Origin of the sequence: Pseudomonas sp. 31-12 (genome assembly GCF_003151075.1) — a bacterium.
In the GTDB taxonomy this organism is placed as follows: domain Bacteria; phylum Pseudomonadota; class Gammaproteobacteria; order Pseudomonadales; family Pseudomonadaceae; genus Aquipseudomonas.
The window spans coordinates 1,850,699-1,868,136 of record NZ_CP029482.1 but is presented as its reverse complement, the minus strand read 5'-3'; the positions used below and the strand labels follow the sequence as shown (position 1 = coordinate 1,868,136).

General features: G+C 57.2%; 6 protein-coding genes. 3 read left to right on the top strand and 3 right to left on the bottom strand.

Annotated elements, in window-relative coordinates; translation table 11 throughout:
* Positions 1 to 507: 507 nt before the first annotated feature.
* Genes DJ564_RS08640 through DJ564_RS08630 form a run of 3 tightly spaced genes read right to left on the bottom strand, consistent with a single transcriptional unit; the run spans position 508 to position 15,449 of the window.
* Positions 508 to 963: a hypothetical protein gene (locus DJ564_RS08640; RefSeq protein ID WP_109628497.1), complete on the bottom strand. Its 456-nt coding sequence runs from the start codon at positions 961 to 963 to the stop codon at positions 508 to 510.
* Complete coding sequence (locus DJ564_RS08635) at positions 960 to 13,718, bottom strand: hemagglutinin repeat-containing protein (RefSeq protein ID WP_162556187.1); 12,759 nt, start codon at positions 13,716 to 13,718, stop codon at positions 960 to 962. The genes DJ564_RS08640 and DJ564_RS08635 overlap by 4 nt, the downstream gene beginning before the upstream one ends.
* A gap of 24 nt (positions 13,719 to 13,742) precedes the next feature.
* Positions 13,743 to 15,449 (bottom strand): ShlB/FhaC/HecB family hemolysin secretion/activation protein, encoded by a 1,707-nt coding sequence (locus DJ564_RS08630; RefSeq protein WP_109628496.1) that lies wholly within the window; start codon positions 15,447 to 15,449, stop codon positions 13,743 to 13,745.
* Positions 15,450 to 15,649: 200 nt separating this feature from the next.
* Here DJ564_RS08630 and DJ564_RS08625 point away from each other — a divergent pair, with 200 nt between their 5' ends.
* From DJ564_RS08625 to DJ564_RS08615, 3 genes are all read left to right on the top strand, one after another.
* Positions 15,650 to 15,925: a hypothetical protein gene (locus DJ564_RS08625; protein ID WP_010462036.1), complete on the top strand. Its 276-nt coding sequence runs from the start codon at positions 15,650 to 15,652 to the stop codon at positions 15,923 to 15,925.
* Positions 15,926 to 16,186: 261 nt separating this feature from the next.
* Positions 16,187 to 16,771 (top strand): papain-like cysteine protease family protein, encoded by a 585-nt coding sequence (locus DJ564_RS08620; protein WP_109628495.1) that lies wholly within the window; start codon positions 16,187 to 16,189, stop codon positions 16,769 to 16,771.
* Positions 16,772 to 16,783: 12 nt separating this feature from the next.
* Positions 16,784 to 17,383, top strand: coding sequence for a hypothetical protein (locus tag DJ564_RS08615; protein WP_109628494.1), 600 nt, complete (start codon positions 16,784 to 16,786; stop codon positions 17,381 to 17,383).
* The last annotated feature ends 55 nt before the right edge of the window (positions 17,384 to 17,438 follow it).

Below are 17,438 nucleotides of genomic sequence, written 5' to 3'. Positions count from 1 at the left end.
TAAGCCATAAAATCTGAGTGGCGGCCGGCTGTCACCGCCTGAGTGTGTTTTAACCGGGTCGTCTGCCAAGTGAGCCCGTCGAGACTGGACGTGCTTTTTGCACGAACCACAGATCTGTGACACGTTTTGGACATTTGGCGGCACCAACGTTTCTCTGGGGCAGTTGACTGCCAGGGCGGTGCTAGGTGTATCGCTACCGCTTGATCCACATGGGTGTCAGGCACGACTTGGTCGTAGCCAACGATGAGGAAACGGATACGACGGGTTCAACCAGTCGGGTTTAGTTATAGGAGAAACCCTGCAGCAAGAGCTGCAGGGCAAGTTGGCTTTTAGCCTTGACTCGAGACCGGCTAATGGGTGTCCCCTTTTTTCTTGTAAAACAAAGACCTCAAGCCTACCCCTTGCTGACCAAATCACATCGGTCAGCAAGGGCGGATGTCAGGAAAAATGGGCACGCTAAACATGTTAAGTAAGTGCCATTCAAATTTATCCCCTTATCCAGCCCCCTTAAATTTCAACTTGCTTCTTTAACCTGTCCTTGCAGCTCAAAACCTCTGAAATTGGTACGATCCATTCCGAGATTTCAACACCATCCTCATTGTATATTTCTCGCTCACCAACATACGTATTGACGTCATCTATATTGAAACTAGCCACCATCTCATCTAAAAACACTACAGAGTTTTGAATGCAAACACTCTCACCAACATAATATAAAACCCACACCATCAAAAAATTTGATTTATTTGGGTCTAGCATGGAAGTAACCAGGACCGAGTGTCGCCTATCGTTGATCCCTCGACAAAGAGAAGAATACCAACTCTGGAGATACTCTTCTCTCCCCCAATAAGAAACAGGAGAATGGAAGCACTCTTCAACTCCCTCCATTTTTATACGACCCACCAACACCTGCACACCAAAAGACTCTATAGGTTCTTTATCCAGCGAAATATCAAAACTCATTTTTTTATCCTGTTCAGATCTGCATCGTAGGTGCCAACACGTCTACCTTTCCGGTCGAACACTTTCCACCCCCCTGTAACGTTATGCCCATCGACATCAGGTGTTATATATTCTTTGCCATTAAAAAAAACTGGCTGCCCGTGTGAATCGAAAGGGGCTTTCTGTGGAGGGATTCGTCGATCATAACCCAGTTCAGCAGCTGCCTCTTTGAAACCAGCACCTCTTTTAATATCTGTAGAATGCTCGGTCCCGCCTTGGTTTTTGGCCGTATCAGCTCGAACGGATAGAACCCTACCAACCCCCTTTATGCCCTCACCTACCACAGTATCAATCAGGAAATCGATAGCCATGACGTAAGGCTCGCCTTTAAGAACGCCGCCGGCTTTCTTGGCCTTCTCGTGCTCTTCCCTCATGAAAACTGGATCACGGTTAGTCAGCGCGGCTGCCAAGTCGATCGCAGCTTCCTCTTTCAGCGCCTTGTATTGGTCCCCTACTTGCTTTTCGATCAATGTGTGTATTGCCACGCCGACCGCTAGTTTCAAGGGTCCCATGATTGCCTGAATAGACAGCGTTACGAACTGCATTTGTTCTGGGGGGAGCTTGTGGGCAAGTTCCAATGCACTTATGATCGGCTTGAGCATGGCCTCGCCCGCGTTGCGGGGGAGATCGTTGATGTTTGTTACCCCCAGCTCCACAACCTGACCCCGCCGCCAGTTGTCTTGTGTGACGACTTTGCACGTCTGGCAGGCTTCGACCTTCCCATCAAAAACCGCCGCTTCTTTTGCAAACTTGTCCAGTGCGCTCAGAAGCCCCTCTGGCAGCAGATCAAAAGTTTCCGGGTCGATACCTTCTAGAACGAGGTTTTTGGTAATCGCGAGGGCGCGCTCGTCACCAAATGCTTCACGAACCTTTTGCGGCACGTCATTAATGTCTACATGTTGAGCCTGAATTTCATTCCATCTGGAAGCAATGGAACCAAAAATCTCGGTAGCCTGTTTTTTCTGGATCTCGTCGAAGTTGATGACATTGCTAGTCCATCTATCGAGTGTTTTTACCGGATCTCTTACCGCTCCAACTGAAGAACTGCTGACATACAGATCCGTACGATGCTCCTCGTCCCGAGTCACTTCGTAGGCCTTGGTCACATCTCGATTAAGCCCAGCCGTGGAGTCCTGCCCGGTAGCCTTGTCGTGACGCACAACAATCTCGCCCGCCCCCACCGTAGCGTTCAGTGTCTGCTCGCGATCCTTTGTGTAGTTGTAACCCTCCGCCGCCCAGCTGTTTTTATCCCCTCCTTCCATGCCTTTATTGGGCTTGTCCGTCTGAGCCCCGCCGCTACTGCCGTAGCTACCGCTGACATTGAGGTAGTAACCGTGCTCGTTGTCCTTGCCGGTAATATTGCGGAAACCCAAAGTGTCTGTGTCGAGTTTGAGATTGCCATTATCAGCAGCAATCACAGAACCATCGAGTTGGGTGTGGTTTTCGGTGCGGATATCGACTTTGTTTTTGCCGCTGATGACAGTCTGATTTTCGACCCAATTGGTTTTGCCATTAGTTTGGCCATAACCCAGAGAGCCGCTGGCCGTTACGCCGAAACTCACTGCCACGGTTAGGCTGGCATCGAACTCTTTGCCCTCGACCTTGCCGGTGTTCGGCACCGACGTCACGGTGAGGTTGCGCCCGACATCACCGATCACTTCGTCACCACGTAATGTGGCACCCGCGATCGTAGTATCACGGCCACTTTCGAAACTCAGACTATTACCTGCGTGCAGATAGGCTTCCTGCTGCTTGACGCCTTTGCGGTCAAGATCGCCTATACCGACGTTGGCAGAGCCATAGACCCCAAAACCGTCCTGGCCAGCAATGATGCCGCCTTCTGCTCCCCAGCTGCGACGAGTGTTTTCGCTGCTGTAGGCGTTTTGTGCCGACAGGATATTCAGGTCGTTGCCGGCCTTGAGTTTGATGTCCCTTTCGGCAGTCGCCTGTGTGCCGATGAGCGTCAGGTCGTTTTTCGCATCCAGCTTGATGCTGCCACCGGCATTAAGTTGCGTCGCCGTAGAGGTGCCTTGACTCGACTCTCCCTCGTTGCCGGCATTACTGATACCGACGCCCAGTTTGAAACCACCAGTGGTGCCGCCCTTGATGCCGCCCTTGCTTTGGGTCTGATTGTCTTCGCTGTTTTCGGCACCGTGCGCCACATCAAAGGTGATGTTGCGGCCAGTGACATTGATATCGCGACCGGCATCGAATTGGCTGCCTTTCACATTGACGTCATTTTCAGCTTCAAGCGTGATGTCGCCACCGGCCGAGAGGCTGGATGGACGATGAGTCACGGAGGTCTGGGTTAGCGTCTCGCTGGTGCTCGAGCTGCCAATGTGCCCGTCGAACTTCGGCCCGCTGAAAAAATTATCCAGTGCATCGACCGACTTCAGAACGCTGGAACCCTTGCTGACCCCATCCTCACCTTTGCCGGTACCTTTGAGGCTATCAACGGTGTTGCCAAAGTTGTAAGCGACTGTTGTGGTACTGCCCGTGCGTTTCACGCTGTCACGGGTGGTGACGATGCTGGCTTGTTCCGCCGCATCAATATTGATGTTGCGACCGCCTTTGAGCTTTATGTTGTTTCCGGCCTCAAGGTCGGACCCTTGCTGGTTGATATCACGACCGGCAGTGACATTGAGGTTCAATCCGGCATCAATGGAGCTGCCCGCGGCGGTGTAACCGCTGCTGTCGACGCCGTGCTTGATGGTTTCATTGCCGACAAACGTGGTGTACCCGTTGTTATCGACGGTTTGCTTGAGGCCGAAGCTTTTGTCGGTTTCCCAACTGTTGCTGCGCTGCCGGTCGGTAGAAGCGACCACGTTCACATCGCGGCCGGCACCCAGCTTCGCGTTGTTATCGGCGCTGATGCCGCTGCCAATGATGTTGATGTCACGAGCGGCATTCAAAATCGCGTCATGCCCTGCATTCACCTGGCTGCCAACACTGTTGGAACTGACGACTTCGCGTCCCTCCTTGTGTGATGCATTGAAAGTAATGTCACCTCCGAAACTGGGTGTACCGACCGCCCACCCCATTGCATCCTTGAGCGTCAGGCCAAGCTTTTTCTTGTATTCCTCAGCGCGGCTGTAAGCCAGGTCATCGGCGGATGAAAGCGTGATATCACCCGTTTTATCCACCAGTCCGGCATGCAACTCGGCATCGTTGTCGGCGTTAATTTCACTCGCGTTCAAGCGCACGTCACGCCCCGCAATGACGACGGCATCATGCCCGGCGTTGAGCTCGCTACCGATCTGAGTGACGGTCGTCTGCAGTTGGCTCTTGCCGCTGCTCGACATACCGAACAAGCCGGTTTTTGTCTTTTTGCTGTAGTCGCCGGTCTCTTCGGTGGCAGAAAGAACCGCTACGTCGTTAGTTGCCCCCACCACCAGGTCGTTACCCGCTTTCAACTGACTTCCGATGATGGTGACATTGCGGCCGCCATCCAGGCTGACTGCACCATCCTCATCCTTGGAAGTGTTTACGGTAAGGTCGTGGCCGGCTTCGATCACTGAGGCAACGTTGGTGCTGTCGTAACTCTCTTTCTGGGTAGTGCTGCTGCGGCCGAACGAACCGGTCTTCTTCCTGTAGTAGTAGGAAGAACTCTCGTCTTTTGCCGAGGCTACTGTGATGTCCTGAACCGCATCCAGGCTAATGTCTTCCTGAGCCTTGATGCGACTGGCAATAATCCCCAGATCGTTGCCGGCATTAAGCGCAATGTCGCGACCGGCATTCAGCACGGCCGCCTGCTGGGTGGCGCGGTGCGTTTCCTCCGTCCGCTTCTTGCTGCGCGAGACGTAATCGATTTCGTTCGCCGCCGAGGTAATGATGATGTCGTTGCCTGCATCGACACCGATATCCCGCTTGGCGTCCAGGCGACTGGCAACGACAGCAACATCGCGATCAGCACTGATCGACAGATCACGGCCAGACAACACTTCTGCGCCGTACTGGGTAATGGTCTGATTGAGGAAATTGCTGCCACGTGACGTGGTGTTTCGGTCCTGAACCGAGGTGATATTGACGTCTCGGCCAGCATCAAGCTCCAGGTCCTGACCACTCTTGATCACGCCGCCAATGTTGTTGATATCGCGACCGGCCTGGATGGCCAAATCGTTAGCCGCCTCAATCCGCGCCGCGTTATCGAGATAGTCGCGATGGATAGATTTCCCGTTGTAGGTCGAGTCGACTCCCGTCACATCACGCTGGTTGATCACATCGCCATTGGTTGCCGTGAGGGTGACGTCACGACCGGAAATAATGCCGCCCGACTTGTTAACGATATTGTTACCCGCCTTCAGCGTCAGGCGATCAGCTGCCTCGATCAGGCCTGCGTTGGTCAGGTCGTTGCCGGCTTGGGCGGAGAGGTTGTTCGACGCTCGCAACGTGCCCGCATTGTTCAAATCCTGACCGGCGATCAGGGTCACATCGCCACCCTGGATCAATGCACCATTGGGCGCGAGACGATTGTTGGCCTGGGCCAGATACAGCACCGGCACCAGTACTTTTTCGCCATTCACCACATGCTCTTCGAGCCAGACGATGTCGTGGGTCAGCGCCGCGACTTGCTGGGAGGTCAAGGTGACGCCCATCGACAAATTCAGCTGGTTCTTGCTGGCGATGGCGTTGTTCATCAGGTACTTGAACATGGCTTCGTCAGAGGTCTGACCGTCGAGGAAACGCTGGCCGGTGCGGGCCACGATCGATTGCTGCACCAGGCGTTGTTCGAACAGGCCATCACCCAGGCGCTTGGCGCTGGTGTCCGGGTTGTAGCCCAGATTGCTCAGCAGGTAATCCGAACTCATGAACTGCTTGAGGTCGGTGAGTACCGGGTTGGTCTCGATCAGGTATTTATGTGGGTTTGAACGCACGCTGGTGTCGGGTAAACCCTGCACGCGCGGAACGCTCATCGGTCCACTGGTGCGGTTCGGCAACAACACGCCCACCGGGCTATCGCTGGCGGCAGCGTTGACACTGACCATTGCCATTTTGTCGCTGGAGTCCACCGGCGGACGACTCGCCAGGGCAAGGTCGCGGGCCTTGACCGATACCGGGTCATTTTTGTCGAACTTGAACTCGGTAGCCTTCACCAACGTGGAGTCCTGATCGCGCTGGACCAGGTCTGATTCCATGGTGCCGATGGTCCAGCCGTTACCCGGAACTGCCGTTTGCTCGGTGCCGTCTTTACGACTAAGACGGAACAGGCCGTTATCGCCGGTCGGCAAGGTGAAACCAGGAAGTGCCAATGGGTTGACCTGTTGCTGAGCCAGGTCTGGCGGTAGCTGCGGGTTCAAAAAGATGATGGTCGGTTTAGCAGCGTTCTGAACGCCGGTATCCGCTGTGCCCTTGGTCGTCCCGCCAAAACTCGTGTATGGATTGAGATTACTGTTGTCGATCGTGTTCTTTGCGTTGATCTGTATGGCTTGCCCGGCTTGAACGATGGAGGACACGCTGCCTCCGCCATTGGTGAAGACCCTGACATCGTTTTTCAGCTCGCCGGACAGAATGGGCGCAGGCACCGCTATTTCAGGCCCTATACCGTAGTTCGGGTTGATCGTGCTGGTTAGCTGCTTGTCCAGATCAACATAGCCCCAATGCGTCCCGCCCTTATCAGGCTCATGCCAGGTTCTTGAATATTTATATACATGGGTGGAGTTTCTTTTTGCGTAAGCCTGCAAATCCGTGCTTGTCCAACCATCCTGGCGATCTGGAAGACCTGCGAGTTTGAAAGTGCGCGAGCGGGTGAAATTGCCAGACTGCAGTCCAAAGTTATTGAAGGTGTCCACATCCAGCTTGATATTCTTGCCGGCTGAAATCTGCGAAGCCGTATTGGTGAAAGTCCCCACATTACCGGTCAGGTTTCCCGCCACAGTGAGCGACGCTTGGGGACCAGTGATCGTTGATTGCGATACAAAGTTTTCGTTGACGTAAAAAGTGGCGGAATTCGGATCAAACGTAATATCGCCGGACAGAAGCTTCTCTTCGCCAATGACCCCTTCGGTTTTATTATTGAAACTATTGGCCGACAGTGAAAAATCACCATCCACATTAATCGATGCCGCCAGGTTATTAACCGTATTGGCTCGACCGCCATCGCGCCCGGCGATCGTCAGATCCCCGATGCTGTAAACATCACCATTCTGGTTGGTCAAGTCATTGAGCAGCAGGTTCATATTGCGGCCACTGAAGATCAGGCTGCGGTTGTTCAGCAGGCTCGATGTCTTGATAGTCAGGTCTTGTGCTGACCCTAACGTGCCCGTGTTGCTGACACTGCCGGCGTTGATCGTCAGTCCGCCATTAGAGGTCAACCGCCCGGCATTCGTCAGTTGCCCACCAATATTGAAAGTGGTTTGCGCGCCCCCGCCAATGCTGGTTGCACTCAACAAGCCAAGTTGCGCGGCAGTCAACGTCAGGTTACCCAAACTGGAGAGCCGCCCGTTACCGGTGTACGTGCCGCCCAGATTGAGATTCAAGCTGCCATCACTGGCAATCAACCCGTCGTTGGTCCAATTCGCGCCCCGCCCTTCCAGATGACTGGAAGCCAACAATTGACCACTTGCGGTCTGCACAAAATTGTTGACGTTAACCGTCAACCGCCCCGCCTGAATCACACTGCTGTTGGTCCAGCTGTCCGCATTCAGCGTCAACCCGCCACGGGTCACCATCGTGCCGCCAGCGTTCAAGACGTTGGCCGTGGAGATATCAAACTCACCCACGCCCACATGGGTCACGGTGCCGCCGGCGTTCAGGAAGCCTGGCGTGGCCAGCGTCAGGTCAGAGTTGGCCGTTTCCAGCAACCCGTTGCGGTTATCGAACAGTCTGCCGATCTGAAAATTGGTTTTACCGCTGTTGCCCAGCGCACGCAGTTTACCGCCCTGGTTATCGGCGCTGGTGGCGCGCACGGCCAGGGTGCTGGTGCTTTCGATCAGGCCGCTGCGGTTGCTGAGGTTGCTGAGGTTGCTGAGGTTGCCATTAAGGCCTAGATCGATGGTCTGGCCACTGATCTGCCCCGCGTTGTTGTTCAGCGAGTTGCCAATGACTTTGACCAGACCTTTGGCGTGGATCCCGCCGCCGCTGTTATCGACTGCGGCATTGCCCGCATTGAGCAAGATATCGCCGGTGTTGGCGGCAATGCGGCCGCCGTCGCTGTAGATGCCGCCCAAGGCTTGCAGGTCGAGACGGCGGCCTTCGATCTTGCCGCCCTGGCCGTTGCGCAATACGCCAGTGAGGCGGGTTTGCAGTAAACCTTTGAGGCTCGAGAGCACACCACTGCGGCTGTCGAGATTGGCGGCGGTGATGTTGAGGTCGCCGTTTTGAGCGATGATTTTGCCGCTCTGGTTATTGATGTCGCCGCCGGTCACGTCCAGGGTCATTGCGCCCAGGCTTTGCAGCGCGCCGCTGGCGTTATTGAGGGATTTGGCGTTGAGGGTGAGCCCGGCGTCGCGGCTGTTGATCAGGCCATCGGCGTCATTGCGGACGGTGCCGGAGGCGGTGAGGTCAAGCTGCCCGTTGGCCGACAAGGTGCCGTGCTGGCTGTTATTCAAATCACCGGTCAACAGCGTCAACAGGCTTTCGCTGAGCAACTGGCCGCCCCGGTTGTCGATGCTGGCGGAACGCTTGATCACCAGCGGGCCGGTGCTGCCGAGCGCGCCATTGACGTTGGTCAGCGCACCGAGCAAATCGAGGGTGACGCTGTCGCTGCCGACGAGGCTACCGTTGCTGTTATCCAGGCTTGTACCGGTGAATGTCAGGGCTTTATTGCCGGTGATTTTCCCGGCGTTGTTGTTCAGGCCCGACGCATTGATGTCCAGGGTGTCGCCACTTTCGATCACGCCGCCCGCAGCGTTATTGATCGGGCCTTGGGTCATGGTCAGTGTTTGCGTGCCGTTACTGCTGACGATGCCATTGCGGTTGTCGAGACTGGCCGCGGTAATGGTCACGGTGCCGTCGGCACCGATGCCGCCCTTGACGCCCTTGTCGGTGTTGATCAACGCACCGCCGAGGTTGATGTCCAGGTTACCGAACTGGCTGGAAACCGAGCCCTCCTGACTGTTGTCGAGACTGCCGCCGGTCACGACCAGTTTCTTCCAGCCGGAAACCAGACCGCCCTGGTTGTTCAAACTGGAGGCGTTGAGCGTCAGTTGATCGTTGCTGATCAGATTGCCGCCACGGTTATCCAGTTGGTTACCGCTCAAACCGAAGCTGTGGACGCTGGAAATTTCGCCTTGCTGGTTATTCAGGTCGCGCAGGTGAGCGATGCTCAGCACGCCTTTGGTGTTGATCAAACCATCCTGGTTGTTCAGGTCGGCCGGAGCGGTGCCCAGATCGATATTGATACCGGTGCCGCCGAACAGGTTACCGCCCAGGTTGTTCAAGCCGTTGCTGTTAAGAGAGAGTTGCCCGGTCGCTTTGATCAGGCCTCTGGTCAGGTCCTGGATCTGGTTGGTCAGCAGCCCGTCGACGGTGATTTGAATATCGCCATCGCTGAGTATTTTACCGGCGCTGGTATCGAGGCTCGCGGCACGAACCTGCAAGGCAGCACCGGCGATTTTGCCTTTGACCGAGGTCAGCGCGTTGTCGATTTGCAGGGTGAGTTTCTGGTTGCTAAGCAGTTGGCCGTCGCTGTTGTCCAGTTGCCTGGCCGCCAGAATAAAGGCCTCTTCGCTGGAAATTTCGCCGTGGCGGTTGTTCACGTCGGCAAGGTTTTTCAGCAGCAATTGGCCCGGCGCGCTGATGAAACCGTCCTGGTTGTTCAACGCCCCGCCATTCAGGTCGAGGCTCAACGTGCCTTTGCTGAACAGCCTGCCACCCTGCTGATCCAGTCCCGTGATGTTAGCGATCAGCGAGGTGGCCGCGCTGACGCTGCCGCCGGTATTGGTGACTTGCCCGGTGCTCAGGTCCAGACGATTGCCTGCGTAAATCGTGCTTTGGTTGCTGTTATTGAGCACGCCGGTGGTGATGCTGGCGGCGCCTTTGCTGCTGATTGCGCCTTTTTGCTGGTTATCGAGGCTGGCGCTGTTGAGGGTCAGCGTCGAGTCGGTGAGTAGCTTGCCGCCCTGATTGCTGATGGCACTCTGGGTGACGACAGTCAGCGCCTTGGCACTGGAAATCGTACCGCCGTTGTTGCTCAGGCTTTGTGCGTTTAGCGCCAGTTCGCCTTCGCTGATGAGGCTGCCCTGATTGTTGTCGAGATCGGACGACAGAGTGAGCGCAAGGTTTTTCTGGGTGGTGAGGCGACCGCTGTTTTCCAGGGTCTGCCCGGTCAGCGTCAGCCCGGTATCGCCGGACAACAGGCCTTTATTTCGGTTGATAACCTTGCCCACAGTCAGCGCGAGGTTGCCGCCGGCCAGGATGTAACCGGCATCGCTGTTGTCGAGTTGTTGGCCAATCAGCGTCACGTCCGCCTTGCTCGACAACTCGCCATTGCGGTTATCGAGGTTGTCGACGGTCAGTTTCAGCGCTTTCGTAGCCCCTACCAAACCCTCCTGACGGTTATCGAGGCTGGCGGCTTTCACGGTCAGGCCGTCATCGGCAATGACCAGGCCGCCCTGATTATTGAAGGCGTCGGTGACCGTCAGATCAACCTCTCCACGACCACGGATTTCACCCTTGCTGTTGTCCAGGCTCGCACTTCGACTGGCGAGGCCGGCCGCCTTGATCAGGCCCTGGATGTTGCTCAGTGCGCGGTCGATGACGAGGGTGAGTTTTTCATTGCTCAGCAGCTTGCCGCCGTCGTTGTTCAGGCTTTTGGCGTTAATGCTGTAGGCCTTGGCCGCGGAAATTTCGCCGCCGTTGTTGTTCACCTCGTTGAGGTTTTTCAACAGTAACTGACCGGGCGTGTGGAGGTTGCCGCGCTGGTTGTTGAGCAGGCCGTTGTTCAAGTCGAGGGTCAGGTCGCTGTTGCTGAACAGCTCGCCGCCGTCCTGATCCAGACTCGTGACCGAAGCGTTCAGCCGCTGTTGACTGCCAATCTGCCCGGCCGAGTTATTTAAGTGCCTGGCCGTCAGGTCGAGGGTGCCGTCGGCTGCCAGACTGCCGCCGTTGCTGTTGTTGAATTCACCCGTGGTGACGGTCGATGCCGCTTTGGCGCTGATCAAGCCTTTGTCGCTGTTGTCGAGGCTGGCGCTGACCAGCGTCAGACCTTTTTGCGAGCCGATTAAACCGCCTTGGTTTTGCAGGGCTGTCGCGACGTTGAGCGACATGGCCTGGAAGCTAGACAGGTTGCCCAGTCGGTTGTCCAGGCTGCCGGCGTTGAGCACCAGTGTGCCTTCGCTGCTGATCAGGCCTTGCTGGTTGTTCTTGATGCCGTCGAAGGTCAACGCCAGGTTGTTCTGGCTGACGATCTTGCCGCCCGAGTTGTCGAGCCCGATACCCGTGAGCGTAACCGCGCCTTTGCTGACAATCTGGCCGGCAGCCTGATTGATGATCTGATCGACCTTGAGTGCCAGGGTCGTGTTGGACAGTACTTTGCCGCTGTCGCTGTTGTTCAGGGCCGCACCGTTGATGTGCAGGTCGGTCTGACTGGACAGCGAACCGCTGCGGTTGTCGATTTGATCGACGTTGACGTTCAGTGTTTTGAGGGACGCGACCAGACCGTCCTTTCGGTTGTCCAGCGACTTGCCGGTCAACGTCAGGTTGCCCTCGGCAATCAACTCGCCAGCCTGCTGGCTCAAGGCATCGATATTGGCTTCGATATCACCCTTGCCGGAGATACGGCCGCCATCGTTGGCAACGTCTTTGGCCTTGATGGACAGCGGTCCGGTGGCTGTGAGCAGGCCACCATTGCGGTTGTCCAGTTTGCTGCCATCAAAGGTCAACGCCGCCTTGCTTTCCACCCGCCCCTTGTCGCGGCTATCCAGTTCGGTGACCTGCAGTTTCACCGCCTGATCGGCACGAATCACCCCGCCACGGTTGTCGATGTTGTTGCTGCTGACGTTCAGGGTATTCAGGCTGGAAATCTTGCCGTTGCGATTGTCCAGGCGCGTGGCCTGCACATCCATCGCGCCATTGGCCTGGATCTGCCCTTTGCTCTGGTTGTTCAGCAGGCCGCTGACGCGGGTGGTCAACTGACCTGCGCTGCTCAGCTTTCCTTGCTGACTGTTGTCGAGGTTTTGCGCGCGGACGGTCAGGGCTTGTTGCGCCCCCAGGGTGCCGCTGTTGTTGTTGATGGCGCCGCTGGCCGTGATGTGCAGCAGACGTCCAGCGGTCACCAGACCGGCGACGTTATCCAGTGCGGTCACGCTCAGCGTCATGTCGGCCAAGCTGCTGAGTTCACCGCTGTTGTTGTTCAGTCGACCGACATTACCGGTGAGAAGGCCCGTGCTGCTGATCACTCCGTTGGTGTTGAACACCTGATTGGCATCGAGGCTCAACGTGCTGTTACTCAACACTCGCCCGGTGTTCTGGTTGTCGAGCGTTGCGGCGGTGATGCGGGTGGTTTGTCCGCTCAGCGTGCCGCCCTGGTTGCTCAAGGTCTGTGCGGTGTTGACGGTGAGGTTGCGGCTGGCAACCACGCTTTTGCCGCTGTTGTTGAGGTTCTGCGCCGTCAGGCTGACATCGCCATTGCCGTTGCGACCGCTGTCGGCGTTGACCCCGGCCTCGATGACGCCGCTGTTGGTCAACTGACCGCCAGCGCTCAGCGCGATGCTGTCGCGGGCGGCGAGGGTTTGCTGGTTGGTGAGGTTGCCTTGGGTTTGCACGTTGAGCGCCGTGCCGGCGTAGACCGGGCCGCGAGCGTCGAGGCTCGCGGCTTTGACGTTTACCGCGCCGGCAGCAGAAGTTTGCGCCATGCTCAAATGGCCATTCGCATCGATCTGAATATCACCGCCACTGGCGGCCAGGTTGCCGGCCAGCTTCACCCCGACCCCGGCCTCCGTACCAACCAGTTTGATCGCCCCGGCGTACATCCCGCCCAGCGCCGACGAGTCGATGGCCAGTTGCGGTTTGACGCTACCGTCATCGGCACGAGCGGTGGCGTTGAGCGTCTGTGCATTGACGTCGTTGCGACCGGCCACAATGGTCAGGTTCTTCGCCTGAATCTCGGCGTTGATCTTCGCGCTGCGGGTGATGATTTCGAAGCTGTCGACGTTGTTGGCGTTCAACCCGGCGCCATCGATGGAGACGCTGCCCTGATCAACCTGGAAGCGATCCAGTCGGCCGCTGTCGAGCACCGGTTTGCCGGTGGTCAACGTCACACGCGGGGTGTTGATAAACCCGCACCCGTTGCAGCTGATGCCATACGGGTTGGCGACGATAACGCGCGCCGATTGCCCCGCCACTTCCGTGTAACCGCGTAGCTGGCTCGGGCTGCCGCCGACCACTTCATTGAGGATGGTTTGCGCGGCGACCCTGTTGGTGAGGTTGGGGTTGCCGACGATGATGCCGCCCAATTGCGTCGCACCAGTCTGGTTGGCGACGTTGTTGAGGATGACGCCTTGGGTGCCGACGTTGTAATCGTGAAACTGGTTATGCGACAGGCCCGTGCCATTGGGCGTGGCGATATTGACGATCGGCACACCGTTGCCCGCCTGACCGAGACTGGTGCCTGGCGAGGCCACGACGATCCCTTCGGCCTGCGCCCACATCGGTTGCCAGAACATCACGTTCGCCAACAGAAACGCCAGTCCGCGTTTGGGCATACCCCAGAAGTGCTCACGGGTTTTCACGGCGGCAGAAGGTTGGCGAGCGAGAAAAGCGTAGTGGCGAACGTCCATGTGGAAGGTCTCGATGCAACGAAATTAGAGGAAGAAATCCATACGGAAATAGATCGGCGCTTCGCGCTCGGTCAGGGTGTCCGGACGTTCCAGGGAATGAGCAAAGGTCACGCTGGCGGCCAAGTGCTGACCGCGGGCAAACACCTCCACCGAGTTGCTGGACAGGCGTCCGTGCTGGTCGCCGTTGTAGCGATCGCCACGGATCACGCCCTGGTCGTAACCGAGGCTGGTGCCGTATTCGGCGAACACCGGGCGCAGCCATTCCAGGGTCACCGGACGGCTCCAGCGCAGGTCGTTGCGCCAGTAACCGCCGCTGTCGCCGGACAAGGATTGATCCTTGTAACCGCGAATCGACGACTGCCCGCCGAGGCTGGTGCGCTGCGGGCTGAACAGCACGTCTTCACTGCGCTGGCCGGTCATCAGGCTGCTGAAACTGAACGATTCGCCCCACACCTTGAACGGTTGCAGGTAGCTCGCGGTGGCGGTGTATTTGCGGTAGCGCGCATCCGGTTCGCCCGGGCCCGGGTGACCGTTGCCCTGAGCATCGAACGCGCCGATCCCTTGCTGCATGCCGAGGTCAAGGTTGACGAAGGCACTGCCGACTCGCCGACCGTGGTTGATGCCGAACTGTGCTTCGCTGATGCGGTTGCTGCTCAGCTTGAGTTTGCTGTCTTCGATGAAGTTATTGGTGCGCAGGTACGAGAGGCCGGTGCTGAGGGAGGTCTTGCTCACGGCATCGCGATGGATCACCCGCTCGGCGCGCAATTGATGGTTTTCGCTGTCGCCGGTCTGCTTGAAGTTGAAACCGTTGGCTTGCGCCTGCGAGCGGTATTCACTCTGGCTGTAGGTGTAATTGAAGTTCCACCAGCCCCACGGCAGGTTGTAATTGAGCAGCGCGTTGTTGGAGGTGTGCTGGTGATCGGTCATCGCATCGTGACCGCCGCGCAGATTCAACTGATCGGCCAGGCCCAGCGGGCTGTCCCAATCAAACGTCGTGCCCCACTGCTGCTCGCCGGTGCTGCGCTGGCCGTCGTTGCTGCGGGACAACCCGGCACGCCAGGGCTTTTGCGGGGTATTCTTGACCAGCACTTCGCTGCCGCCGACGTTCTTGCCCGGAGCCAATTCCATCTGTGCCTGATTCGATGGCAAACGGTTGAGTTGATCGACCAGTTGCTCGATTTCCCGCAGGTTGACCAGTTCGCCAGTCTTGCCGGGAAAAGCCATGGCCAGTTCACGGTCCGACAGCTTACTGCCGTCGGCACCTTTCAACCCTTCGAGCCTGCCTTCGACCACCAACACCTTCAAATGCCCGCCAGACAAATCCTGCTGCGGCAAGTAGGCGCGGCTGGTGACCAGGCCTTTTTCGATGTAGTGATCGGTGATGACTTTCAGCAACTCATTGAGCTGCGTGACGCCCAGGCATTGGCCGATGTAGGGCTTGAGCAGACGGTTTTTCTCGCGCTCGGAAAGGCTGTCGGCGCCTTTGAGTTCGATGTCCTTGATCGGGAAACAACGGGTGTCGGCTGGCGCCGTTGGTGCGGCGGGTTTGACGTCCTTGCCGGGTAATTCCTTGAGCTCTTCGAGACGCCGACGTTGCTCTTCGAGCAAGCGGTCCTGACGTTCACGAATGAGGTCGGTTTCCCCTGGAGTGGGGGCGGCATGAGCAAGATGTAGCGGAGAAAGGCACAGCAAAGCTAGGCACAACCTCGCCACGAGGGCGGGTGGGTACATGTTCGATCCCTCGAATGGAGACTGATAGCACAATAGTGGCGCGATACTAGAGTGCCATCATTCTGACGTCAATTCTTGGATCCAGAGGAGATAAAAAGTCGACGAACGGTAATGTCTACCCGACTAAAGGATGATGAGTGAACTTTAATAGCCCAACAGCCTCAACCGTTTAACCGCCCGAAACGGAACCGAGGCTCACAATGAAAACCCTGCTGAAACTCACCCTCGTCACCACCCTCGCCTGTGCCCTCCCCGCTTGGGCCTGCACTCCTGAAGAAGCCACAGCCAAGCGTGAACAACTGGCCAAGGAAGTGACCAAACTCACCGAGCAGAACCCGGCCAAGGCCAAAGAGATCAACGCCGAGTTGCAGAAGATGGATTTGGGCACCGCCAGCGCGGATCTTCCCGACAAATGCCAGCTGATTGATCAGCGGCTGAAAGAGCTGAAGACGGCAGATAAAAAGGCCGAGAGCTGAAACCAGGGATTGCAGCCTTCGGTCACTCCGACGCAAAAATGACGCTTCTTCCGGCGCTGCCAAAGGCGCCGTCCTTTCGATCTGGAATTTGCACTAGTGCATTTAATTATTTGCACAGACGCATATATCTACCTAAGGTTACCCCGAGCCTGGATCGGAGCCGGCCATACAACATGGCAAACCGCACACGCCGATCGCTCTGTTACACCGCTACAGACCCACAAGCTGGACGCTTGTTTTCACTCATGGAGGATTGAAAAAATGTTAACCACTGAAGCCACGTCATTCACCGGCGAAACCCTGCCAAGGTGCCTGACCGGTCACCTGCTTAACCCGCAACTGTCCGATGTCGAATCGGCTGCCCCCCTCAGCGCACTGGCTGCTGCCAGTCTCAACTTCACAATGCAGAAGCAAACCCAGACCAACTGGTGCTGGGCGGCGGTTTCCGCCTCGGTTGGCAACTATTACGGCACCGGGTCCTGGACCCAATGTGGCGTGGCCACCACTGCACTCGACCGCAACTGCTGCAATCAACCGGGGCCGTGCAACGTGTACGGCTATCTGGATACAGCCCTGAGGATTACCCGCAGTTTCAACGGCATGAACCAGGGTTCGCTGCAGATGTCGGCCATCCAGAACCAGATCAACATGGGCCGACCGATCGGTTTGCGGTGTGCCTGGTACGGTGGCGGTGCGCACTTCCTGACGATCTATGGCACCAACGGCAACTACGTGCTGGTCGCAGACTCGATCTACGGCTACTCGACCCGCGCGTTGAACTCGTTCCCCGGTTCTTACAACGGCGGCGGCAACTGGACCAACACTTACTTCACCGTTAAAAACTAGGAGGGCGACATCATGCAACTGACTTATCCAAAGGCGCCTTCCAACGGCGTGCAGACCTTGCGTCCGGCGCTGCAAGCTGCCCTGCAAACCCAAGGCTTCGGCGTCAATCGCCAGTTTGCCAACGCCACGCCCGGCAAGATCAGCCTCAGCGAGGCTTACCGGGGTTACTCACTCAGCCTGGAGGATGTGAGCCAGGGCAAAGGCCTGAAAGACGCCAAGGTGGGCGATTGGCATTACCTGGTGTTTTCCAATGGCGTGACGATTGCCGATGCGCAATTGGCCGACGTCCGCGGCCATGTCGAGTTCGCCTCGCTGAACCACGGGGCCATGGCGGCCGCGACGGTCGGCGCGTTGAAACTGGCGGAACAGTCGCCGCAACTGCAGGGTAAAACAGTGGAACTGCGGGTGTTGTTTGTTTCGGCGCTGCACCTTGTGGCGATCTGGCTGCATGCCGACACTGAAGACGTGCTGATCCCGATTGAGCCGACGCCCAGGGAACTGGCAGTCACTCAGTTGTACAGCGAAGCCGCGCTGCTCGCGTTACTCAAACCGAAGGCTGATCAAGCCAAGCAACGCTTTGATGCGGACACCAGTGGGCTGTTGGGGAGCTGACAAACGCTGGACGTAAAAAAACCCGGACACTGTCCGGGTTTTTTATTGAAAAGCT